Source organism: Streptomyces sp. NPDC057694 (assembly GCF_042799415.1).
In the GTDB taxonomy this organism is placed as follows: domain Bacteria; phylum Actinomycetota; class Actinomycetes; order Streptomycetales; family Streptomycetaceae; genus Streptomyces.
Genome location: NZ_JBHVIX010000021.1, coordinates 112,737 through 133,929, shown reverse-complemented (window position 1 = coordinate 133,929; position 21,193 = coordinate 112,737). Strand labels below are relative to the sequence as shown.

Here is a 21,193-nt window from a genome sequence, read left to right as displayed (position 1 = left end):
GCGGAGTTCCGTGGGGGCGGGGGATTTCACTGTGGGGAGGTGCTCCTGGGAGGCGGGGAAGGAGAATAGGGAAGCACGGGGGGGGGGGGGGACTGTGCCCGTCCCCCCCCCACTCATGTGTCACACCACGGGTCACAGGGACGGGTAGTCCGTGTACCCCTCCGCGCCGCCGCCGAAGAACGAGGACGAGTCGGGGGTGTTGTACGGGCCCTCGGTGCGCAGCCGGGCCGGCAGGTCCGGGTTGGCGAGGAAGAGGCCGCCGAAGGTGAGGACGTCGGCGACGCCGTCCTCGATCAGGGTGAGCGACGTGTGGTCGGTCGGGGTCGCGGTGAACGCGTTGAGGAAGAACGGGCCGCTGAACCGCTTGCGCAGGTCGTTGGTGATCTCGCGGATGTCCGCGCCGATCTCCAGGACGTGCAGATAGGCGAGACCGAGCGGCTCGATCTCGTCGACCAGCGCCTGGTAGGTCTCGGCGGTGTCGGTGCCCGGCATCGAGTTGTACGTGTTCAGCGGCGAGATGCGCAGCGCGGTGCGCTCGGGGCCGATGGCCTCGGCGACGGCCTTGACCACCTCGACGGCGAACCGGATCCGGTTCTCGACGCTGCCGCCCCATTCGTCGGTGCGCTCGTTGGAGCCCGGGGTGAGGAACTGGTGGATCAAGTACCCGTTGGCACCGTGCAGTTCGATGCCGTCGAACCCGGCCTCGATCGCGCCGCTCGCGGCCGCGGCGAAGTCGGCGATCGTGGCGCGGACCTCGTCGCCGGTCAGCTCGCGCGGTGCGACGAAGTCCTGGAAGCCGTCGTTCGTGAAGGCCTTGCCCTCGGGGGCCACCGCGGACGGCGCCACCGGCAGGCCGCCCTCCGGCTGGAGCGAGGGGTGGCTGATCCGGCCCGCGTGCATGATCTGGGCGAAGATCGTGCCTCCGGCCGCGTGCACGGCGTCGGTGACCTTGCGCCAGGACGCTATCTGCTCGGCGCTGTGCAGGCCCGGGGTCCAGGCATAGCCCTGGCCCACCGCGGAGGGCTGGATGCCCTCGGTGACGATCAGGCCGGCCGAGGCGCGCTGTGTGTAGTACTCGGCCGTCAAGTCGGTGGCGGTGCCGCCGTCGCCCGCCCTGCTGCGGGTCATGGGGGCCATCACGATGCGGTTGGCGATCCGGGTGCCGGGGAGGTCGAACGGGTCGAAAGCGGTGGTCATGACTGCTCCGATCAACATCGGTACGGGTCCGCCACGGATATATGTGGTCGGCCAATCAATTGCGCTGACGTCACTGTAGCGCATTAGTTGGCCGACCAAGGTAATGTTTGCGTGAAGCCCGAATCAGCCCGCAGGAGCAGCCATGTCGCCCACACCGAAGGACGGCGAGCCCGTCTGTACCGCCCCCGTCCCGGCCACCGCCCTCGGCGGTCCGGTCAGCCTCGCCCTGGCGCGGGTCGCCCGGCTGCACCGCGCCGCGGCGGGCCGTGGGCTGCGCGGGCTCGGGCTCTACCCGGGGCAGGAGTTCGTGATGATGCACCTGTGGGACAAGGGGCCCGTACGGCAGTCGGAGCTGATCAAGGCCGTCGAGCTCGACCCGTCGACGGTCACCAAGATGCTGCAGCGCCTCGAGCAGTCCGGGCATGTGCGCCGCTCCCCCGACCCGGACGACCGGCGCGCGGTGCGCGTGGAGGCGACCGAGCAGAGCTGCGGGCTGCTGAAGGACGTGGCCGACGCGTGGTCCGCTCTGGAGGAGCGGACTCTGGCCGGGCTCTCCGAGCCGGAGCAGGCGGAGTTCGTGCGGCTGCTCGCCCGGGTGGAGGGCAATCTCTGCACGGAGGCCGGGGACTGCCCCTGACCCGTTCCCGGTACGCGGCCGGTCACAGCCAGCCGAGCCCGGCCGCCCGGTCGAGGACGGCCAGCGCGGCCGCCGTGTCGCCGCCCGTGCCCCGGGGGACGGTGCCGGGATGGGCGCGCCCGCCGATCAGGAGGCAGAAGTCGACCGGATCCAGGGCGAGTTCGGCGCGCACCGGTTCGCCCTCCGCGCCGAGGATCCACTCGGTGCTGTGCGTCTCGTCGGTGACCGTGAGTGCGACCGTCGGGGCCTGCGGGCCCAGGGCCAGGCCGAGGAGGCGCACCGCGAGCCGGACCAGGCGCCACAGGTGGGCGACGGGCGGCGGGGGCACCGGCAGGGCCAGGGCGCGGCCGATGTCGTCGGAGTGGATCCAGGTCTCGAAGGCGCGGATCAGGAAGTGGTCGGCGAGCGGCAGCCGGATGCCGAGCAGGGTCGTGACGCGGGCGGCCCGTTCGGGATCGCGGGCCGCCTCGGTGCCGAGCAGCGCGGTGGCCTGGGCGCGCCAGGCCGCGACGGTCTCTCCCGGGGCGTGGCCGCGCTCGTGGGTGATCTGGCGGCGGGTGCGGTCGGCCCAGGCGTCGCGCCAGCGGGCGCCCTCCGCGTCCTCCGCGGGCTCGTCCGCGACGGGGAGCGCGGTGCCCGGCGGCAGGCCGAGGCGGGCGGCGAGGTGCGCGTCGGCGGCGATCAGATGGGCGACCGTGTCCTGCACGGTCCAGTCGTGGACGACCGGGGTGTGCCAGGAGGCGGCGGTGTCGCGGTCCAGCTCGGCGAGCAGCGCCTGGAGGGCGGCGACCGCCGCCGCGTAGGGCTCGGCGTGGACGGTGGTGGCACGGGGCACGGGCGGGCGCCCGGCCAGGACGCGGGTGAGGGTCTCGGGCAGCGCGGTCGGCGCCGGGGAGGACGGCGGGGCGGAATCGCGTTCTGCGTCTGGGTCTGGGGCTGGGGCTGGGTCTCGGGAAAGGCCCTGATCGAGGTCGGGGCCGTCGAGGAGCCGCACCGTCTCCCGCAGCCGCTCCGCCTGCGCCGCGCAGTCCTCGCAGTCGGCCAGGTGCGGCGGCACGAGGCGCGCTTCGTCGGGCGGCAGGGCGTGCACGGCCCAGGCGCCGAGCAGTTCGCTCACCGTCGCGTGGTCCGGCGACTGGCCGGGGGTCCGGTCCGGTGCCTGCTCCGACGCGTCGTCGCGGGCGTCCTCCTCCGTCATGCGCGCGCTCCCTTCCGTACGCCGCTGCGGGTACGAGCTGTCATCGCGCATCCCTTTCACCGGCCGGATCGAGCGGCTCCGCCAGGGTTTCGGCCAGTCGGCGCAGCGCGGTGCGCAGCCGGGTCTTTGCGGTGCCCTCGGGGATGCCGAGTTCCCGGGCGGCCTGCCGGTAGGAGCGTCCCGCGAAGTAGGCGAGGTGCACCACCTCCCTTTGCGGGAGCGGGAGTTCGGCCAGGGCCGAGTGGAGCAGCAGGGCGCGCTCGCGGTCGACGACCCGCTCGTCGGGGCCCGGGTCGTCGGCCGGGACGGCGTGCAGCGTCTCGTCGTCGGCGCCGGCCGCCTTGCGGTGCCGGGCCTCGCTGCGCACCCAGTCGACCGCGCGCCGGTGCGCCAGCATGCCGAGCCAGGTGCGCAGCGAGCCGCGGCGCGCGTCGAAGGCGTACGGGCGGGCCCACAGCTGGGCGAAGACCTCCTGGGCCACGTCGTCGGCGGCGCCGGCCGTCCTGGTCACCCGTACGGCGACCTGCCGCACGAGCCCGCCGTAGGCGTGGTACGCCTCGGAGAGGGCCGCCTCGTCGCCGTAGACCAGGCGTCGGCGCAGTTCCGCGTCGGACGTGCGCCCGACGGTGCGGTCCACGGGATCGGTCGGGTCCGTGCGAGCCACCGGGCACCACCGCCTCCAGACAGGCCCTGGTGCCCTTCCTAGCGTCCCGCGGGCCCGGACGCCAGGGTTCAACGCGTCAGCGCGGCGAGCAGCCGGTCGACGTCCTCGGCCGTGTTGTAGAGGTGGAAGGACGCCCGCAAGTTGCCCGCGCGGTCCGAGAGTTCGAGTCCGGCGTCGTGCAACTCCGGCTGCCGGAAGCCGAGTCCGGGCACGGAGACGATGGGCGAGCCCGGGGCCGGCACCGGCTCGTGGCCCAGCTCCGCGAGGCCCGCGCGGAAGCGGTCGGCGAGCGACAGGTCGTGGGCGCGGATCGCCTCGGGCCCCAGCTCCTCGATCAGTTCGAGCGAGCGGCGGGCGCCCGTGTACGCGATCAGGCCGGGCGTCTCGTCGAAGCGGCGGGCGGAGCGGGCGAGCTCGGTGACCGGTCCGTAGCAGCTGTCCCAGGGCTTCTCCCCCGCGACCCAGCCGCCGAAGACGGGCGTCAGTTCGGTGGGGTCGGGCGGGCCGACGAAGAACGCGGCGCCGCGCGGGCAGGTGAGCCACTTGAAGGCGACGGAGGAGACGTAGTCCGCCGCGGCGGCGTGCTCGGCGAGCGGGAACCAGCCGGCCGCCTGGGACACGTCGACGTAGAGACGGGCGTCGTGCGCGCGGGTGGCGGCCCGCAGCTCCGTCAGGTCCGTGATCCGGCCGTCCGCCGACTGGGCGGCGCTGACCGCGACGAGCGCCGTCCCGGGGCGCACGGACTCGGCGAGCGCCGCGAGCGGCACCGTGCGCACCTTCAGGTCCTGCCGTACGTGGAAGGGGTTGATGGTGGAGCTGAACTCGCCCTCGGCGACGAGGACTTCGGCGCCCTCGGGCAGGGAGGCGGCGATCAGTCCGGTGTAGACGGCGACGGACGCGCCGGTCGCCACCCGGGACACCGGAACCCCGGCGATCCGGGCGAAGGCCGCCCGCGCCTCCTCCACGTCCACGAAGAGGGAGTCGATGGGGCGGCCCTCGGCCATCGCGGTGATCGCCTCGTGCATGGCCCGCACGGCCCGGGCGGGCAGCAGGCCGGAACTGGCCGTGTTCAGGTAGCTGGTGGCGGGGGTGTACTCGGCGCGGACCAGATCCGCGTCGAGCTGTCGGGGCGCACCGGAAGTCTCCATGGCACCACTGTGCCCCGCCGCCAACTGCCCGTCCATCGCGGATGTTTGAGGAGTACCCCTAAGACGCCCTTATCGGTGCTGGTCAGGGGCTTTCGATACCGGTCAGGCCTGCGGGACGGCGCACCCGTCGGGGCCGCAGGTGTCGCCGCCGTCGGCCGTGTCGATCACGGTGAGCGGGGAACGGGCGCCCCACGCCTGGGTCAGCGCCTGGGTGAAGACCTCGGCGGGCTGGGCGCCGGAGACGCCGTACTTGCGGTCGAGGACGAAGAACGGCACGCCGGTCGCGCCGAGCTCGGCCGCCTCGCGCTCGTCGGCGCGCACGGCGTCGGCGTACGCGTCCGGGTCGGCGAGGACGCCGCGGACGTCGGCCTCGGCGAGGCCCGCGCCGACGGCGAGCCGCACGACGTGCTCCTCGTCGGCGAAGACGGACTCCTTGTCGACGAAGTTGCCCTGGTAGAGCGCGTCGATCAGGGCGTCCTGCACGCCCTTGTCCCGGGCCAGGTGGAGCAGGCGGTGCAGGTCGAAGCTGTTGCCGTAGTCACGGCCCTCGGTGAGGTAGGGCAGGCCGAGGGAGGCCGCCTGCTGGCCGAGCCCCTGCTCGTTCGCCGCGGCCTGGGCCTCGCTGATGCCGTACTTCTGCGCGATGTGCGGGACGACGAGACCGGTCTCGCCCTTCTTGACGGTCGGGTCCAGCTCGAAGGAGCGGTGCACGACCTCGACCTCGTCCTTGTGCGGGAAGGCATCGAGGGCCTGCTCGAACCGGGACTTGCCGATGTAGCAGAAGGGGCAGTTGATGTCGGTCCAGATCTCGACGCGCATGAGGGTCTCTCGCTCCAGCTGGTTGGCGTGTTCACGTCCTGACGGGCAGGGGGTGCCCTGCGCCGTACCAGTACAACCGGATGCCGCCTCCGGTCATTCCCGGGGCAGGTCGAGGCGCAGCTCACGGTGGTGGCCGGAGCCGGTTCTGCCGCCGTGCCAGCCGTGGGCCGCGTAGAAGGCCTGGGCCCGGTCGTTGTCGCGGTGCACGTCGAGGACGGCCTCAGTCATCCCGTCGGCCTGCCACTGCTCGACGCAGGCGGCGTGCAGTTCCGTACCGATGCCGCGGCGCCAGTGGGCGGGGTCGGTGTGCAGCTGGAAGAGCTTGACCGTGGTGCCGTGAGGGGCCTCGTCGGGGCGGCGGAAGGAGGCGATGCCGACCGGTTCGCCGGCGCGTACGCAGACCAGGACGTGGGCGCGGGGCCGCACGATGGCCTGCGTCCACCGCTCCTCCCACAACTCCGGGGTGTCCCCGTCCGGGAACCCCTCGGGGTAGTAGGTGGCTCGGGCCCGCTGGTGCAGGGCGGTGATGACGGGCGCGTCGGCGGGTACGGCGGTACGGATCATGCCCGGGTAGACGGGCGGGCCCGCGCCACGGTTCCGCTCTCATCGCGGGCTGCTCTCCGCCCCGCCAGGCGCACTCTCATCGCGGGCTGCTCTCCGCCCCGCCAGGGGCGCGGGGAACTGCGCGACAAGCCCCCACCGGGCCCGCACCCGCGAACGGCGCTGAACTGGCCGCCCAATAGGCGCTAGCCCCGCACCGGGGTGCCGCCTTGCCCACCCTGCCGCCCCAGGCGGCAGATTGCCCAAGGCGGCGGGGGCGGAGGCCGACAGGCCACCCGAGGCCCCGGCGTCAGGACCCGTCGCGGAGGTCCTTCGGCCAGCCCTGGTGGAACTCGATGTGGTCGTAGGAGACGTCCAGGCCCTCCCCGGTAGGTGACTGCGCCAGGAACCCGACCAGCGGAGCGTCCCCGTCTCCGAGCGAGAACACCCGGACGAAGGTCCACGTCTCCCCGTCGGTCGAGGCGTGGAACGCGAACGCCGACCCGGTCCGACTGATGCGCAGCCACACCGAATTGCCCGGCACCACGGCCGAGTTGGCGTCATCGGAGTACCCGCGCGTGACGACCGTACAGATCGTCGGCTCGTCCGGGGAGCGCTCGTAGCAGAGCTTCGCCCACTCCCGGTCCCCCACGTGGACGTAGAGCACACCGGCGTCGAAGGCGGCGGCGAACCCGACGGTGACCCGCGCGCTGAACCGGAAGTCGCCCTCGGGCGCCCCGAGCAGCCGGGGCGCGTCGGAGGCGGGGTCGAGCGCGTCGCCGGTCGGCGGCACGAAGCGGTCCTGGCGGGCGCCGGCCCGGCCGGTGAGGACACCGTCGGCGTACGCCCAGTGTCCGTCGGGACCGTGGGCGGTCAGGGGAAAGGGCAGTTCAGGGAGGTTCAGTTCCATGGTGATCAGTTTTCCAGGCGGCCGTTGTAGCGCCGCGGCAGCCCCAGCGGGTTGCCGTCGCGCAGCTCGGGCGGGAGCAGGGCCTCCGGCGCGGTCTGGTACGTGACCGGACGCAGCCAGCGCTCGATCGCCGTGCCGCCGACGGAGGTGGAGGTGGAGGTGGTCGCCGGGTACGGGCCACCGTGGTGCTGGGCCGGGGCGACGGCGACACCCGTCGGCCAGCCGTTGACCAGGACACGGCCCGCGATGGGCGTCAGCTCGGTGAGCAGCTCCGCGCCCCGGCCCTCCCCCGCGGCCTCGGCCGAGGACAGCTGGACGGTGGCGGTGAGGTTGCCGGGCAGCCGGGAGACGACGGCGGTGATCTCGTCGGCCGACTCGTAGCGGGCGACGACCGTGACCGGGCCGAAGCACTCCTCCAGGAGCAGGTCGTGCGCGCCACCAGCGACGGCGAGGCGGGCGGCCGGGACCGTGAGGAAGCCGGGCGAGACGGTGTGGTCGCTGCCCGCGCCGGGCGTGACCGGGGCGGACACGTCGGGCAGCTGGGCGCGCTCGGCGACCCCGGCGATGAAGTTGTCCCGCATCCGGTGGTCGAGCAGGACGCCCGAGCCGGTGTCGCTGACGGCGGCGGTGAGCGCCTTGACCAGGGTGTCGCCCGCCGCGCCGGCGGGCGCGAGGACCAGGCCGGGCTTGACGCAGAACTGGCCGACGCCGAGGGTCATGGAGCCCGCGAGCCCGGCGCCGATCGCCTCGGCGCGCTCGGCGGCGGCGGCCTCGGTGACGACGACGGGGTTGAGCGAGCCCAGCTCGCCGTGGAACGGGATCGGCGTCGGCCGCGAGGCGGCGGCGTCGAAGAGCGCCCGGCCGCCGCGTACGGAACCGGTGAAGCCGGCCGCCGCGACCAGCGGGTGCCTGACCAGCTCGACACCGGCGTCGAAGCCGTGGACCAGGCCGAGGACGCCCTCGGGAATGCCGTGCTGGACGGCGGCCCGGCGGATCACGGAGGCGACCAGCTCGGAGGTGGCCGGGTGGTCGGGGTGGGCCTTCACCACGACCGGGCAGCCGGCCGCGAGCGCGCTCGCCGTGTCGCCGCCGGGCACGGAGAAGGCGAAGGGGAAGTTCGAGGCGGAGTAGACCGCGACGACGCCCAGCGGGATCTTGTAGCGGCGCAGATCGGGGATGGGCGGGGTCGCCGTGTCGTCGGGGTGGTCGATGACGACGCCGAGGAAGGCGCCCTCGTCGACGATGTCCGCGAACGCCCGCAGCTGGAAGCTGGTGCGCGCGAGTTCACCCGTGAGCCGGACCGGGCCGAGGGCCGTCTCCGCGTCGGCGGCCTCGACCAGATGGTCCTTGGCCTGGGCGAGCAGGTCGGCCGCGGTGCGCAGGAAGGCGGCGCGCACGGCGCGGTCGGCGAGGGCCGGGCGGGCGGCGTCGGCGGCGCGGACCGCCTGGTCCACCTCCTGGGCCGTGGCTTCGACCGCAACCTGCTCCCGCTGCTTCCCGGTTCGGGGGTCCACACTCCAGACTGGTGCTGCTGCCACGTCTGCCACGACGAATTCCTCCAGCTTTTCTCGCGGCTCGGCGGACGAGTCCCGAGGGTCGTTCGATATACTGAACGCTGTCTCTGTTGATGAACAATACGGAGACTATTTCTCGTCGAACGAAGGGGTCAAGGGCGATGTCGGCAGGCGAGACGGGGGCCGCGGCGGGCGGCGCGGCAGGTGGCGCGCAGGTCAAGTCGGCGGTGCGGACGGTCGAGTTGCTGGAGTACTTCGCGGGCCGTCCCGGCATGCACTCCCTGGCCGCGGTCCAGGAGGCCGTCGGCTACCCCAAGTCCAGCCTGTACATGCTGCTGCGCACCCTCGTCGAGCTGGGCTGGGTGGAGACCGACGCGACCGGCACACGGTACGGGATCGGGGTGCGGGCGCTGCTGGTCGGCACGTCGTACATCGACGGTGACGAGGTGGTCGCCGCCGCCCGGCCGACCCTGGACCGGCTCTCCGACGACACCACGGAGACCATCCACCTCGCGCGCCTCGACGGCACGAACGTCGTGTACCTCGCCACCCGCCAGTCGCAGCACTATCTGCGCCCCTTCACGCGCGTGGGCCGCCGGCTGCCCGCGCACTCCACCTCGCTCGGCAAGGCGCTGCTCGCCACCCACACCGACGAGCAGGTCCGCAAGCTGCTCCCCGAGACGCTGCCCGCGCTGACCGAGCACACGATCACCGACCGCGAGAAGCTCATCGAGGAGCTGCACGCGGTGCGCGAGCAGGGCTTCGCGGTGGACCGCGAGGAGAACACGCTGGGGCTGCGCTGCTTCGGTGTCGCCATCCCGTACCGGACCCCGGCCCGGGACGCGATCTCCTGCTCGGTGCCGGTGGCCCGGCTCACCCCCGCGCACGAGCAGATGGTCAAGGACGCGCTGTTCGACGCCCGGGACCGGCTGACCCTGGCCACGCGCCGCCTCTGACCGCGCACCTCCGGTGACGGTTCCGTGAGAGCTTCCTGAGAAAGTCTGTGAAAAGCGTCGCTAACGGAACGAAACCCTTCGCTCCGCTCGTCTTCTGTGCGGGATGAACAAGACGATCAGACGTGCCTCCGTCTTCTGTCTGCTGCTCGTGCTCGCCCTGCTGGTCAGGGTGACATGGGTGCAGTTCTACGACGGCCAGGCCCTCGCGGACGACAAGAACAACCGGCGGACCGTGATGCAGCAGTACGCGCATCCGCTGGGCGACATCATCGTGGGCGGAGAGGCGGTGACCGGCTCCACGAAGACGGGGTCCGACAGCGATCTCGCGTACAAGCGGACCTATACGGACGGCTCGCTGTACTCGGCGGTGACGGGCTACACGTCACAGGTGTACGGCTCCACGCAGCTGGAGTCGCTCTACCAGGGCGTGCTCGACGGCACCGACAACAAGATCAAGAACCCGGTGGACCTGCTAACCGGGAAGAGCACCAAGCCCGGTGACGTCATCACGACGGTCGACCCCGGCGTGCAGAAGGCCGCGTACCAGGCGCTCGGCGACAAGAAGGGCGCCGCCGTCGCCATCGACCCGGAGACCGGGAAGATCCTCGGCATGGTGTCGACGCCGTCGTACGACCCGTCGACGATCAGCGGTTCGGGCTCGTCGGACGCGTCGGCGTGGAAGAAGCTGGCGGCCGACAAGGACCAGCCGAGGCTGAACCGGGCACTGAAGCAGGCGCTGCCGCCGGGCTCCACGTTCAAGCTGGTGGTCGCCTCGGCCGCGCTGGAGAACGGGCTGTACTCGTCGGTCGACGAGAAGACCGACTCCCCGAACCCGTATCTGCTGCCCGGCACGCACACGTATCTGAAGAACGAGAGCGCGTCGGCACCCTGCGAGAACGCGACGATCAGGACCGCGCTCCAGTACTCCTGCAACAACGTCTTCGGCAAGATCGCCGCCGATCTCGGGGAGAAGAAGCTCAAGGCGATGGCCGAGAAGTTCGGCTTCGACGACGCGAAGCAGGACGTGCCGGTGCGGGCCGCCGAGAGCGTGTACCCGTCCGGCATGGACGACGCGCAGACGGCACTGACCGGTATCGGCCAGTTCGACGTCACCGCCACCCCGCTCCAGATGGCGATGGTCTCGGCCACGCTCTCCAACGGCGGCCTTCAGGCGTCGCCGCACATGGTGTCGCAGGTGACGGACGCGGACGGGGACGCCGTCACGTCCTACCCCGACTCCGACACCGAGCGGGTCGTCAGCGAGTCCACCGCGAAGCAGTTGCGGTCGGCGATGGAGACGGTCGTCGACCAGGGCACGGGCACGAACGCGCAGATCGCGGGGGCGACCGTGGGCGGCAAGACGGGTACGGCGCAGCACGGCGAGAACAACAGCCAGACGCCGTACGCCTGGTTCACGTCGTACGCGAAGGACGACTCGACGGGGAAGTCCGTCGCCGTCGCGGTGGTCGTGGAGCAGTCGGACGCGGAGCGCTCGGAGGTCAGTGGCAACGGGCTGGCGGCGCCGATCGCGAAGGCGATGATGAAGGCGGCGCTGAAGAACTGACGCCCTACCGGCGGCGCTTCAGCAGCATCCGGCGCAGCGGCCGGCGGCCCACCGGGGCCGGGGACCGTGTGTCCCCGGCCCCGGTCGCCGTTTCCGGTGGGGTCCGCGCCGGGCGCTTGTACCAGTGGTAGACGACCCAGGTGCCGCAGGGCTCCCAGCCCTCGGGAGCGGCAGCGCCGGGGACGGCCGGCTCTCTGCGGTACTCCCAGCGGCCGGGGCGTTCCGGATCGCGCCGGCAGACGAAGCGGCCGAGGTCGTCGATCTCCCGCAGCTCCCAGCCCTCGGCGCCGAAGCGGTCCAGGAGCGCCGCGTCGGCGTAGGTGTCGGCGGTCCAGCGCCAGATCTCGACGTGTTCGTCGGGCGCGGCCGGCCCGGGGGCCAGCCGGCGGGCGAGTTCCCCGGCCGGGCCGAACGCGTCCGCCGGGTCCGTGCCGCCGGACCGCGCGGCGAGTTCGCCGACCGTCTCCGTGACATGGCCGGGCGGCAGACCGCGGCCCCGCAGGTGCCCGGAGAGCGCGTCCCAGTACGCCGCCGCCGTCGCCCCGTCGCTCACGCGCTGCCGCCCTCCATGACGTACCTGAGTACCTCCGTACCTGGTCAGAGCATCAATCTAGACCTCCCCGGCTGAATCCCGCCCCCGCATGTCCGGTATCACGGACGACCGTCGAACCTCCGTACGTCACGCTGGTACGCTCTCGCATCCCGCCGAGCCGCACTGTGAGGGAGGATTCAGCGTGAGTACCGTCGTGGACTTCGAAGACGGCCCCGCCTCCGCCGAGTTCCACGCCTTCTTCGAACGGCATCACGCAGAACTCGCCCGTCTCGCCCACCTGTTGACCGGTGAGGCGGACGCCGCCGACGATCTCGCGGCCGACGCGCTGCTCGCGCTCTGGCACCGCTGGGACCGGGTGCGCGCCGCCGACCATCCGGTGGCGTACGCGCGCGGAGTCGTCGCCAATCTCGCGCGCACCCGTATCCGCACCGCGGTCCGTGAGCGGCGGCGCGTGGCCCTCTTCTGGTCGGGCCGGCAGGACCGGACCGAGGGCCCCGACATACCGGCCGTCGTCGATGTGCAGGACGCGCTGCGGGAGTTGCCGTTCCGCAAGCGGGCCTGCGTGGTGCTGCGGCACGCGTTCGACCTGTCGGAGAAGGACACCGCGCTCGCCCTCGGGATCTCGGTGGGTACGGTGAAGAGCCAGACGTCCAAGGGCATGGCCGAGCTGGAGCGGCGGCTCGGCCAGGGCGGGGTGCACGGCATCGCGCCCCGGCGCGTGCCCGCGGTCGGCGCGACCGCGCTCGATGCCACGGAAGGGGGCCGGCGATGAGCGACGAACTGCGCCGTCGGCTGCGCACGGCCGCCGACGCGCACCGGCCCGACCGTGCGCGGATGCTGGCCCGGATCGAGCGCGGCATGGCCGAGCCGCCGGCCGCCGGCATTCCCTCGCGAGGGCGCGGGCCCGCCGTCGGCTGGGTGCGGATCGCCGGGGTGACCGCGGGTGTCGCGGGGGCGCTCGCCGTGGGCGGGTTCGCGGTCGGCGCGGCGCTGCGGCCCGACGACGAGCCGCGGCAGACGGTCGCCGTCTCGCCGTCGCCCACCCCGGCCTCCCCCGACGCCACCGCACGCGAGCGGACGCCCACCGCCTCGGCGACCGGCAGCCCTTCGCCGTCCGCGCCCCGGCGGCACGAGACGTCGTCGGCCCCGGCGAAGCCGTCGAACGGTACCGGCGACGCGAAGCCGCCGGCCTCTCCCGGCCCGGAGACCACCTCGGACGGCCCGCTCTGGTCGGACGGCTCCGTCGACGCGGGGTCGGGCGAGTACTGGAGCCAGAGCGATGTCACCTTCAAGACCGGGGAGCGGCTCTCCTCACTCACCGTCGAGTTGCGGATCGCCCAGACCGGCGGCGTCGCGGACACCGGCAACTGGCGCTCGCTGCCCGCCGAGGACTTCTCGGTGTCCGTCGCCGAGCACGACGGATTCCTCGTGTACCGCTGGCAGTTGAGGCCCGGGCGGACCGTACCCACCGGGGAGTTCGTCTTCGCCGGGCAGTACAACCACGCCGCGGGCGGCCGGGACGCCGCGAAGGACACGTACACGGTGTCGGCGCGGACGGCCGACGGTGAACAGGCCGCTGTCGGCGGCGACTTCGCGTAGCCCGCGACCACCCGGCAACCTTTCCGCGCGGGGCGACCACTCCAGGGCATGACACAAGAGCCGCAGCACCCCCCACGCCACCGTCACCGTCGCCGCACGAGCAGAAAGCGCATGACGATCGGTGGCCTCACCGCGCTCGCCCTCACCGGCGGCGCCCTCGCCACGACGACCTTCATCGGGTCCGCGGGCGCCGCGACCGCCTGGCCGAGCGCCAAGGGCGAGCAGGCGGTGAGCAGCACCATCGCCGTGTCCGGCACCCTCGACGGCGGATACAAGCGCTACTACGGCTCCGGCGACCTGGGCGACGGCGGCCAGGACGAGGGCCAGGACCCGATCTTCAACCTTGCGGACGGTGCCACGCTGAAGAACGTCATCATCGGCTCCCCCGCGGCCGACGGCGTGCACTGCGCGGGCAGTTGCACGCTCCAGAACGTGTGGTGGGAGGACGTCGGCGAGGACGCGGCCACCTTCAAGGGCAAGTCGACGTCGTCCGTGTACACGGTGTACGGCGGCGGTGCGAAGTCGGCGTCCGACAAGGTGTTCCAGTTCAACGGCGCCGGGAAGCTCGTCGTCACCAAGTTCCAGGTGTCCGACTTCGGCAAGCTGGTCCGCTCCTGCGGCAACTGCTCGACGCAGTACAAGAACCGGAACATCATCGTCAACGACGTGGACGTGACCGCGCCGGGCAAGTCGATCGTCGGCATCAACTCCAACTACGGCGACACCGCGGCCCTGCGCAACATCCGGATCCACGGCGACAGCAGCAAGAAGATCAAGCCGTGCGTCCGCTACAACGGCAACAGCACCGGCGCCGAGCCCACCGAGGTCGGCAGCGGCCCCGACGGCACGTACTGCCAGTACACGGCCTCGGACCTGACGTACGACTGACTCCGGCCGGGCGCCCCCGCCGCGGTCCGCGTGCCGGTTCCGCCGGCGGCGGCGCCCCGCTCACCACCCGACCACTACTCGACGAAGTACGTCGGGTTGGGGAACTTGTACGTCTTGTCGGCGTGGCCGCCCTGGAGGTCGGAGTACTGGTCGCCGAAGTTGCCGACGATGTCGTAGCCGAGGGACTCGATGTGCTGCCGCGTGCCGGACTTGTACTGCACCGTGGTGCAGTTCCAGGCGGCCGCGGTGGCGCAGTCGCTCAGATAGGCGGGCGGGTTGGCGGTGTCCTTGAGGAAGATGTGGCCCGCGTCGAGATTGACGTCGATGCCGACCTTCTTCAGGTTCTCCACGGCCCCGGCGCGCTGCGACTCCTTCAGCCCGGAGTTGTAGAAGACCGCGATGCCCTTGCGGGTCGCGTACTTGACGAGCTCGGGTGTCCCGGGCACGGCCGGCCGGTCGGCCTTGGCCACGTAATCGGCCCAACTCGCGCTGTTGTACGTGTAGTTGGTCTTGATCTCGTAGTCGAGGCTGAGCAGCAGCGTGTCGTCGATGTCGAAGACGACGGCAGGCTTCTTCCCGTGCTTGCCGTGCCCCTTGGCCGCCTTGTCGATCGCGCGCTCGGCCTTGGCGGTGACGCGCGCCATGTCGTCGGCGTACGCACTGTCGGGCGACGCCTGCCACACGCCGTCGGCGTCCTGGGTGGCGCCGTAGTAGCTCTTGATCTCGTTCACGAGGACGCCGATGTTGTGCGGCTCGGCCGTCGTGTTCCCGGTCGGGCGATCGGCGCTGGCGGCACCGGTGCCGTACAGGACGCCGCCCGCGAGGGCACAGGCCGCGGCGAGGCCCGTGATTCTGATGGATCTACGCATGTCATGCCTCCGGAATCCGACCCGCGGCGCACGGATGGGCGCGCCAGGTCACGCACTGTCTACGCGCATCACACACGCAGGGCGAGCACCTTTACTCGATCGATATCCGACCCACAGGAGACGCGGCCGCCGCCACCCCGTTTTCGGGGCCATTGCCCAGGTGTGAACCGCACTTGACCTGGTGTTGAACCCGGGCCCATAAGGTCGTCTGACACATGTACAGCCGACGCAGCAAGGACGGATCACCGTGACTGCCGGAGTCACCCTCGCCGCCCCGGGCCACGGCCCCTCCCCCGTGATCCTCGGCGCCTTCCTGGTGGGCGGCATCGTCGCGATCTGGACCGGAATGAACTGGGCCCTCGACCTGCGCGGCATCACCACCCGCCGCTGCGAACGCATCCGCCACAAGCAGCCCACCCCCTGGAACATGACAACCCCGGCGAACGACCTCGACACCACCACGCACGACCTGCTCGCCCGCCCCGGCTATCTGCGCTTCCTGGGCGCGGTGATGGCCCTGGCCGGGCTGCTGCTGATCGTGGTCGCTTACGCGTTGTGGCAGTTGGGCTGAGACCGTGATCAAAAATCACTGACGTCGCACTCACGGCGAGTCAAGGCATGGCAAAGTGAGGCTGATTCACCGCCGCCCGCACATGCTTGGGCCCCGAGGGACGTACGTACGTGAAAACTGGAGATGCCGGATCCGGGAGAGCGCCCCTCGAAGTCCGAGGCCTGCACTTCTCCCCCGGCCTCGCGCTGTCGGGCGGCTGACGCCCCGGGATCCGTGGGCGGGCAGGTCATCGTCGCGTTCGTCGCGAGGAAGACCGGTGCCGCGATGCCGGTGTCCCCGTAGTGCTTACGGCCGTGCCCGGCGCGGCGTCCAGTCGGCGAGATAGGTGGCGGGGGTCGCCGACTCGGCCTGTTCATGGGTGAGTTGGGGGCGGTTCTCCGGGACGGTGACGGCCGCGCCGGGGCCCGTGTTGCGGTACTCGGCGAAGCGCTGGCGCTGCCACGGGTAGCTGTCCGACATGTTCGCGTAGGGCGCGGCCGCGTCGATGCCCGCGCCGAGCCGGGTGTCCCGGACGACGAGGGACGGTACGGCCGTGGTGTCGGAGCTGGGCACCCAGGGGCGGGCCAGCTTGTAGTAGGCGTCGGGGGCGGTGCTCGTGATCCGGGAACGGGTGACGAGGAACCCCCGCGGGGCGGCGCCCGCCGTGGAGGGCGCGAAGACGAATCCGTACGGGGCGCCGCCCAGGTCGGTGCGGTCGAGGGTGCGGAAGTGGCAGTGTTCGTACACCGCAGTCCCCCGCCCGAAGACGAAGTCGACGTCGCCCTCGGCGTAGCAGTCACGGAAGTACTGGCGGGCGATGGCGGTCACCGCGGGCGAGTCGGCGTAGAGGGTGTCCTGGTGGCCGAGGAAGCGGCAGCCGAAGAACGCCGACCGGTCGCCCGTCACCTTCAGGGCGACGGCCTGGGTGCCGGTGATGTCCGGGTGGTCGGCGCGGAGCCAGTCGTTGGCGAAGGTGATGTTCTGCGCGGTGAAGTCCTCGCCGCGCAGGGTGACGGTGGCCGAACCGGTGGTGCCGTACGTGCCCGAGCCGTCCGGCTTCTGGGTGCCGGCCGCATTGTCGTACACGACGACGGTGTCCCGGGGGTTGCCGCTCGCTCCGATCCAGGTCGCCCCTGCGACGGTCGCGGTGACGGTCTCCCGGTAGATGCCGGGGGCGATGACGAGGGTGCGGGCGGTGGTGGCTGCGGCCTGCACTGTGGTGAAGTCGCCGCGGCCGTGGGGGTCTACGTAGACGGTGTCGGCGTCTCTGCGGTGTGCGGGGGAACCGTAGGGGCCGAAGGGTTTGCCTGTGTCTTTGGCCTGGGCCGGGGTTGTGGTCAGGGCGGCGGTGCCGATGCCTATGCCGATGCCGATGCTGGCTGCGATGAATCCGCGTCGGTTCAAGGGGGGCTCCTTCGTGGAGGGGTGCGGGTCCGGTGGGGGCTGGTCGCGCAGTTCCCCGCGCTTGCGCTCCGCGCCCCTGGGTTGTCGTTCGACTGACGGCCGGTGGCCGCTTCTCGCGCAGTTCCCCGCGCCCCTGAGGCAGGCGCTCCGCGCCGCCTCCCCTTGAGGCTGCGCTTCGCGCGCCTCTGACGAAGGACGGGGGCGCACCCCTTCCGAAGGGCAGGTGGCGCGCCTCCCAGGAGAGGCGGGGCGCACCTCTCCTAAGAGGCGAGGGCGCGCCCCTCCTGAAGGGCGGGTGGCGCGCCTCCGCTGAGAGGCAGGGGCGTACCTCCACCTCGGCCAGATGGCGCGCCTCTCCTGAGAGTCGGGGGCCGGGTCTCTGATGAGATGGCGCACGAAGTGCGCATCTCAGGGGCGCGGGGAACTGCGCGAGAAGCGGCCACCGGGCCGCAGGCGGACGACAGCCCAACAGGGGCGCAGGGAACTGCGCGATGAGGACGCGGGTCAGTGGAGTCGAGGTGCTCCGGCGCCCTGGGCCACCACCCGGCTGACCGCCTTGGCCGGGTCCACGCGCAAGCGGAGTTCGGGCGTCCACCCGGCACCGGACCGCAGCGGAGCAGCCGCGTTCGCGGTGTTGTAGGCGGCGATGAGGTCGGTCCCGACGCCGTTGACCACGTTCCCCTTGGCCGTGACGGGATAGTCGTTCCACCGGTAGAGGATCGACCCGGCGCCGACCCCGTGCGGCAGCGTGAAGGCGTTCTTCTCCGCGTAGAGCTGCGACTTGAAGCCGATGCCGAACGAGTAGCCGTAGTCGGCGTTCGCCACGTAGGAGTTGTTGTACGCGTCGACCTGGCCGAAGCGGACGCGGGGGGCCCGCTCCACGAGGTTCTTGAAGAGGTTGTGGTGCAGGGTGACGCGCAGCTTGCCCTCGTCGGTGGCGGCGGCGCTGTCGCTGTTGCCGATCATCAGCGTCTTGTCGTGGTCCTCGAAGACGTTCCAGGACACGGTGACGTAGTCGGCGCCCTTGACGATGTCGAGTTCGCCGTCGTGCTGCTGGTAGATGCGGCCGTAGTAGGTGGGCAGCGTGGAGTCGGGGTGGTCGCCGTCGGTGAAGGTGTTGTGGTCCAGCCACACATGGGTGGAGCCGTAGACGACGGCGGCGTCGTACTCGGAGTTCCAGTTGCCGGTGTCGCCGTCGGTCGGGTCCCACTGCGGGAAGCAGTCGAGCGGCGACTCCAGGGTGAGCCCGCGCACGATGACGTTGTCGACGCCGGTGATCTGGAGGCTGCCGCCGACGATTCCGGCGTTCTTGCCGACCCCGATGATGGTGGTGTTGGCGGGCACGGTGGCCTTGATGGCCTTGGCCTGGGCGGTGGCGGAGGCGGCTCTCAGGTCCTCCTGTTCGCCGCTGACCTCGTTCTCGTAGCCCCACACGGCCGGGTCGTAGTCGGCGAGGTACTGGTCGAGGTCGTAGCCGTCGGCGGCGAAGTCGTCGCAGGTCGAACCGTCCGCGTCGAGCGTCCCCCTGACCTTGATGATCTTCGGCGCGGTGCCTCCCGAGGCGAAGGCGGCCTTCAGCTCGGCCCAGGTGGTGACGGTGTAGACGTGTGCGGCGTCGGCGGCGGCGCCCCCGGTGGTGCCGGTGGTCGCCGAGGCCCAGCCGTCGCCGGAGGCGAGGGTCCGGCGGCCGGCGTCATGGCCGTGCGCCTGGGCGGTGCCCGCGGTGCCGGTGACGACGAGGGCCAGGGCCGTGCAGCCGACCAGTCCAGATATGACGCGGCCATGACATTTCTGTGTACTCACTGTGCGCTCCTTGCCGGTATCAGGCGGGTGTCGTGCCGGGCAGCCAGGTCAGACGCGACTGCCATACGTCGGAGAGCTCGTCGATCTCGTCGCCGGTGCGGCGCACGTCGTGGGCGGGCAGCACGCGCGCGTGCGCCAGTTCACGGGCGACGAGCCGGGCCACGGCGATGGCGCCGGGCGGATTGCTGTGGGTGTTGTCCTGTTCCGTGGCGGTCCAGTTGAAGTAGACCTTCGTCTCCTCGACGCCCAGCCGCTGCCACAGGGCGATCGAGCGGGCCTGGACGTCGAGCAGGGCCACGCCCTCCTCCTTCGCCAGGGCGCGCATCGCCGCCGGGTAGTCGCCGTGGGTGGGCAGGGCGTTGCCGTCGGCGTCGAACTTCCTGCGCTCGACGGGGGTGGCGAGCACCGGCCGGGCGCCCTGGGCGCGGGCTCCGTCGAGGTAGCGCCGCAGGTACTGCTGGTACGTCGACCAGGGTTCGGTGTAGCGGGCGGGGTCGGCGCTCTTCTCGTCGTTGTGGGCGAACTGGACGAGGAGGACGTCGCCGGGGCGGATCGCCGCGAGGATCGCGTCCAGGCGGCCCTCGTCGGCGAAGCTCCTCGAACTGCGGCCGTTGACCGCGTGGTTGGCGACCCGGATGCGGTCGCTGAGGAAGAACGGCAGGGCCGTGCCCCAGCCCGACTCGGGTGCGGCGTCGGCGTATTTCTGGGCGGCGGTGGAGTCCCCGGCGATGAACAGGGTGCGGCGGTGCGCCGGGTGGGAGCGGGCGGCGGCGGGGCTCGCCACGGCCGCCGCGAGCGGGAGGGCCGCGAGCGCGGCCAGGGTGGCTCTTCGGGTGGTCGACACGACGGTGCGCCGTCCTTTCGTGACGTGCGTGACGTACGTGCGGGTCGTGGTGAGTGGGCCAAAGGGGCCGTGCAGGCGGGCCGGCGGAGGATGCTTCCGCCACCGGCCCCGGCGCGCGGCGGCTAGTTGGCCTGCTGCTTCCAGTCGTCCTGGGCCTTGTTCAGCTCCTTGGCCATGGCGGTGAGGAAGTCCTTGGCGGATTCCTTGCCGAGCAGGACCTTCTGGAAGTTGGCCTCGTTGTCGGCCTTGGAGATGGTGTTCCAGTCGGGCAGGTAGTACGGCAGCTGCACGATCTTGGTGGAGCCGGACTCCAGGGCCTCGGCGGCGAGCCGGGTGGGCTCGGCCTTCTGGACCCAGGCGTCCTTCGCGGCGTCGGTGTTGGCCGGGATCTGGCCCGCCGACTCGTTCCACTTGCTGTTCTCGGTGCGCGAGGCGGCGAACTCGATGAACTTCCAGGCGGCCGTCTTGTTCTTGCTCGCCTTGAACAGGCCGAGCCCGTCGACCGGGTTGGAGACCTGGACGCGGGTGCCGTCGTCACCGGTCGGGTTCGGCAGGCCCTTGAACTTGTCGGCACCCAGCGCCTTCACATGGCCCGCGTAGGAGCCCAGGTTGTGGTTGAGCATGCCGATGGTGCCGCTGTCCCACTGGCTGACCATCTTGGTGAAGTCGTTGTTGACGTCGGCCGACGGGGTGGCCTTCTTGAAGAGGGCGGCGTACTTCTCCAGCGCCGCGACGTTCTTGGGGTCGTCGACCGTCGTCTTCTCGTTGTCGCCGTCCCAGAACGAGGTGATGCCGCTCTGCCCGTACATCACGTCGAGGGCCTGGGCGATGGAGCCCTCGCCGCCGCGGATGGTGTACCCGAACTGGTTCTTCGAGGTGTGGGTGAGCTTGGTCGCGGCCTCGAAGAATCTGGACCAGGTCGTCGGCGCTTCCAGGCCCGCCTTGTCGAACAGGTCGGTGCGGTAGTACAGGACGCCGTTGTTCGCGGAGGTCGGGATCGTGTACAGCTCGCTGCTGCCGCCGGCCGCCTTCACCGAGTCCACGAACTTGTCGTTCAGCTTGCCGTTGAGGGAGCTGGTGGCCAGCCGGTCGCCGACCGGTTCGAGGGCGTCCTGCGCGGTGAGGGTGGCGAGCATCGCGGTGCCCACCCCGCCGACGTCGGGCAGGCCGCCGCCCTGGATGGCGGTGTCGTACTTGGACTGCACGTTCTCGGCGGGGATGCCGACGTACTTGACCTTGATGTCGGGGTTCTTCTTCTCGAAGTCCTTGATGATCTCCATCCAGACGTCGCGGCGCACGGCCGTGTTGTTGTCCCAGAAGGTGATCGTGCCCTTGCCGGAACCCTCGTCGCCCTTGTCGCCGCCGGCGCCGGAGCCGTCGTCACCACAGGCGGTGGCGGTCAGGGCGAGCAGTGTGGACAGGGCCACGGCGGTGCCGGTACGGAGCGCGCCTTTGCGCATACGCATGTTCATGATCGGCTCTCTTCTGCTGGATCAGAGGGGTCTGCTGGGTCAGAGGGATCAGAGGGATCAGAGG

The 21,193-nt window shown here is 71.6% G+C and carries 21 protein-coding genes; 7 read left to right on the top strand and 14 right to left on the bottom strand.

Translation table 11 applies throughout. From position 1 onward, the window contains the following. Window positions 1-132: 132 nt before the first annotated feature. Window positions 133-1,197 (bottom strand): alkene reductase, encoded by a 1,065-nt coding sequence (locus tag ACFVDP_RS33455; protein WP_383497981.1) that lies wholly within the window; start codon window positions 1,195-1,197, stop codon window positions 133-135. 142 nt (window positions 1,198-1,339) lie between these two features. Between ACFVDP_RS33455 and ACFVDP_RS33450 the strand changes: the two genes are divergently transcribed. Next, window positions 1,340-1,834: a MarR family winged helix-turn-helix transcriptional regulator gene (locus ACFVDP_RS33450; protein WP_383497979.1), complete on the top strand. Its 495-nt coding sequence runs from the start codon at window positions 1,340-1,342 to the stop codon at window positions 1,832-1,834. A gap of 22 nt (window positions 1,835-1,856) precedes the next feature. Here ACFVDP_RS33450 and ACFVDP_RS33445 read toward each other — a convergent pair whose 3' ends face one another. The 7 genes from ACFVDP_RS33445 to ACFVDP_RS33415 all read right to left on the bottom strand — a co-directional run bounded on the left by ACFVDP_RS33445 (window position 1,857) and on the right by ACFVDP_RS33415 (window position 8,651). Beyond that, on the bottom strand, window positions 1,857-3,032 hold the full coding sequence (locus tag ACFVDP_RS33445; protein ID WP_383497977.1) for a maleylpyruvate isomerase family mycothiol-dependent enzyme: 1,176 nt from the start codon (window positions 3,030-3,032) through the stop codon (window positions 1,857-1,859). A 40-nt stretch (window positions 3,033-3,072) separates the two neighbouring features. Beyond that, window positions 3,073-3,696, bottom strand: coding sequence for an RNA polymerase sigma factor (locus ACFVDP_RS33440; RefSeq protein WP_383497975.1), 624 nt, complete (start codon window positions 3,694-3,696; stop codon window positions 3,073-3,075). A 68-nt stretch (window positions 3,697-3,764) separates the two neighbouring features. Next, window positions 3,765-4,844 (bottom strand): aminotransferase class V-fold PLP-dependent enzyme, encoded by a 1,080-nt coding sequence (locus ACFVDP_RS33435; protein WP_383497973.1) that lies wholly within the window; start codon window positions 4,842-4,844, stop codon window positions 3,765-3,767. Window positions 4,845-4,946: 102 nt separating this feature from the next. Next, window positions 4,947-5,663: a DsbA family oxidoreductase gene (locus ACFVDP_RS33430; protein WP_383497971.1), complete on the bottom strand. Its 717-nt coding sequence runs from the start codon at window positions 5,661-5,663 to the stop codon at window positions 4,947-4,949. Window positions 5,664-5,756: 93 nt separating this feature from the next. After that, window positions 5,757-6,227 (bottom strand): GNAT family N-acetyltransferase, encoded by a 471-nt coding sequence (locus ACFVDP_RS33425; RefSeq protein WP_383497969.1) that lies wholly within the window; start codon window positions 6,225-6,227, stop codon window positions 5,757-5,759. 286 nt (window positions 6,228-6,513) lie between these two features. Beyond that, the gene (locus ACFVDP_RS33420) at window positions 6,514-7,113 is read right to left on the bottom strand and encodes a DUF1349 domain-containing protein (RefSeq protein ID WP_383497967.1); all 600 of its coding nucleotides are present in this window, start codon (window positions 7,111-7,113) and stop codon (window positions 6,514-6,516) included. A gap of 5 nt (window positions 7,114-7,118) precedes the next feature. Beyond that, complete coding sequence (locus ACFVDP_RS33415; protein WP_383498020.1) at window positions 7,119-8,651, bottom strand: aldehyde dehydrogenase (NADP(+)); 1,533 nt, start codon at window positions 8,649-8,651, stop codon at window positions 7,119-7,121. A gap of 137 nt (window positions 8,652-8,788) precedes the next feature. On the opposite strand from ACFVDP_RS33415, the gene ACFVDP_RS33410 reads away from it, so the two are divergent. Together ACFVDP_RS33410 and ACFVDP_RS33405 are read left to right on the top strand one after the other, a co-directional pair. Then, the gene (locus ACFVDP_RS33410; RefSeq protein ID WP_383497965.1) at window positions 8,789-9,583 is read left to right on the top strand and encodes an IclR family transcriptional regulator; all 795 of its coding nucleotides are present in this window, start codon (window positions 8,789-8,791) and stop codon (window positions 9,581-9,583) included. Window positions 9,584-9,686: 103 nt separating this feature from the next. Further along, window positions 9,687-11,147 (top strand): peptidoglycan D,D-transpeptidase FtsI family protein, encoded by a 1,461-nt coding sequence (locus ACFVDP_RS33405; RefSeq protein WP_383497963.1) that lies wholly within the window; start codon window positions 9,687-9,689, stop codon window positions 11,145-11,147. A gap of 4 nt (window positions 11,148-11,151) precedes the next feature. Here the strand turns inward: ACFVDP_RS33405 and ACFVDP_RS33400 are convergent, their stop codons facing one another. Beyond that, complete coding sequence (locus tag ACFVDP_RS33400; protein WP_383497961.1) at window positions 11,152-11,700, bottom strand: hypothetical protein; 549 nt, start codon at window positions 11,698-11,700, stop codon at window positions 11,152-11,154. Between the two features lie 181 nt (window positions 11,701-11,881). On the opposite strand from ACFVDP_RS33400, the gene ACFVDP_RS33395 reads away from it, so the two are divergent. From ACFVDP_RS33395 to ACFVDP_RS33385, 3 genes are read left to right on the top strand one after another with little or no spacing between them, the layout of a single operon-like run. After that, entirely contained in the window at window positions 11,882-12,472 is a 591-nt protein-coding gene (locus tag ACFVDP_RS33395; RefSeq protein ID WP_383497959.1) for a SigE family RNA polymerase sigma factor, read from the top strand. After that, window positions 12,469-13,299 (top strand): hypothetical protein, encoded by an 831-nt coding sequence (locus tag ACFVDP_RS33390; RefSeq protein ID WP_383497957.1) that lies wholly within the window; start codon window positions 12,469-12,471, stop codon window positions 13,297-13,299. Before ACFVDP_RS33395 ends, ACFVDP_RS33390 begins: the two co-directional genes overlap by 4 nt. 48 nt (window positions 13,300-13,347) lie before the next feature. Then, on the top strand, window positions 13,348-14,187 hold the full coding sequence (locus tag ACFVDP_RS33385) for a pectate lyase (protein WP_383497955.1): 840 nt from the start codon (window positions 13,348-13,350) through the stop codon (window positions 14,185-14,187). Window positions 14,188-14,261: 74 nt separating this feature from the next. Here ACFVDP_RS33385 and ACFVDP_RS33380 read toward each other — a convergent pair whose 3' ends face one another. Beyond that, window positions 14,262-15,056, bottom strand: a complete 795-nt coding sequence (locus ACFVDP_RS33380; RefSeq protein WP_383497953.1) for an HAD family acid phosphatase — start codon at window positions 15,054-15,056, stop codon at window positions 14,262-14,264. A 247-nt stretch (window positions 15,057-15,303) separates the two neighbouring features. Between ACFVDP_RS33380 and ACFVDP_RS33375 the strand changes: the two genes are divergently transcribed. Then, window positions 15,304-15,627 (top strand): hypothetical protein, encoded by a 324-nt coding sequence (locus ACFVDP_RS33375; RefSeq protein WP_383497951.1) that lies wholly within the window; start codon window positions 15,304-15,306, stop codon window positions 15,625-15,627. A 285-nt stretch (window positions 15,628-15,912) separates the two neighbouring features. On the opposite strand, the gene ACFVDP_RS33370 is transcribed toward ACFVDP_RS33375, so the two are convergent. The 4 genes from ACFVDP_RS33370 to ACFVDP_RS33355 all read right to left on the bottom strand — a co-directional run bounded on the left by ACFVDP_RS33370 (window position 15,913) and on the right by ACFVDP_RS33355 (window position 21,129). After that, window positions 15,913-17,010 carry a pectinesterase family protein gene (locus ACFVDP_RS33370; RefSeq protein WP_383497949.1) on the bottom strand — a complete coding sequence of 366 codons (1,098 nt, stop codon included), beginning with the start codon at window positions 17,008-17,010 and terminating at the stop codon, window positions 15,913-15,915. Window positions 17,011-17,514: 504 nt separating this feature from the next. Beyond that, on the bottom strand, window positions 17,515-18,813 hold the full coding sequence (locus ACFVDP_RS33365; RefSeq protein WP_383497947.1) for a polysaccharide lyase family 1 protein: 1,299 nt from the start codon (window positions 18,811-18,813) through the stop codon (window positions 17,515-17,517). Between the two features lie 19 nt (window positions 18,814-18,832). After that, entirely contained in the window at window positions 18,833-19,657 is an 825-nt protein-coding gene (locus ACFVDP_RS33360; protein WP_383497945.1) for a rhamnogalacturonan acetylesterase, read from the bottom strand. Window positions 19,658-19,779: 122 nt separating this feature from the next. Then, window positions 19,780-21,129: an ABC transporter substrate-binding protein gene (locus ACFVDP_RS33355; protein ID WP_383497943.1), complete on the bottom strand. Its 1,350-nt coding sequence runs from the start codon at window positions 21,127-21,129 to the stop codon at window positions 19,780-19,782. Between the last annotated feature and the right edge of the window lie 64 nt (window positions 21,130-21,193).

What these genes read in the sequence shown, in the direction of transcription:
- ACFVDP_RS33430 (WP_383497971.1), bottom strand. Translation starts at nt 5,663, where the DNA reads ATGCGCGTCGAGATCTGGACCGACATCAACTGCCCCTTCTGCTACATC.
- ACFVDP_RS33380 (WP_383497953.1), bottom strand. Translation starts at nt 15,056, where the DNA reads ATGCGTAGATCCATCAGAATCACGGGCCTCGCCGCGGCCTGTGCCCTC.
- ACFVDP_RS33455 (WP_383497981.1), bottom strand. Translation starts at nt 1,197, where the DNA reads ATGACCACCGCTTTCGACCCGTTCGACCTCCCCGGCACCCGGATCGCC.
- ACFVDP_RS33425 (WP_383497969.1), bottom strand. Translation starts at nt 6,227, where the DNA reads ATGATCCGTACCGCCGTACCCGCCGACGCGCCCGTCATCACCGCCCTG.
- ACFVDP_RS33410 (WP_383497965.1), top strand. Translation starts at nt 8,789, where the DNA reads ATGTCGGCAGGCGAGACGGGGGCCGCGGCGGGCGGCGCGGCAGGTGGC.
- ACFVDP_RS33450 (WP_383497979.1), top strand. Translation starts at nt 1,340, where the DNA reads ATGTCGCCCACACCGAAGGACGGCGAGCCCGTCTGTACCGCCCCCGTC.
- ACFVDP_RS33385 (WP_383497955.1), top strand. Translation starts at nt 13,348, where the DNA reads ATGACACAAGAGCCGCAGCACCCCCCACGCCACCGTCACCGTCGCCGC.
- ACFVDP_RS33445 (WP_383497977.1), bottom strand. Translation starts at nt 3,032, where the DNA reads ATGACGGAGGAGGACGCCCGCGACGACGCGTCGGAGCAGGCACCGGAC.
- ACFVDP_RS33435 (WP_383497973.1), bottom strand. Translation starts at nt 4,844, where the DNA reads ATGGAGACTTCCGGTGCGCCCCGACAGCTCGACGCGGATCTGGTCCGC.
- ACFVDP_RS33390 (WP_383497957.1), top strand. Translation starts at nt 12,469, where the DNA reads ATGAGCGACGAACTGCGCCGTCGGCTGCGCACGGCCGCCGACGCGCAC.
- ACFVDP_RS33355 (WP_383497943.1), bottom strand. Translation starts at nt 21,129, where the DNA reads ATGAACATGCGTATGCGCAAAGGCGCGCTCCGTACCGGCACCGCCGTG.
- ACFVDP_RS33405 (WP_383497963.1), top strand. Translation starts at nt 9,687, where the DNA reads ATGAACAAGACGATCAGACGTGCCTCCGTCTTCTGTCTGCTGCTCGTG.
- ACFVDP_RS33420 (WP_383497967.1), bottom strand. Translation starts at nt 7,113, where the DNA reads ATGGAACTGAACCTCCCTGAACTGCCCTTTCCCCTGACCGCCCACGGT.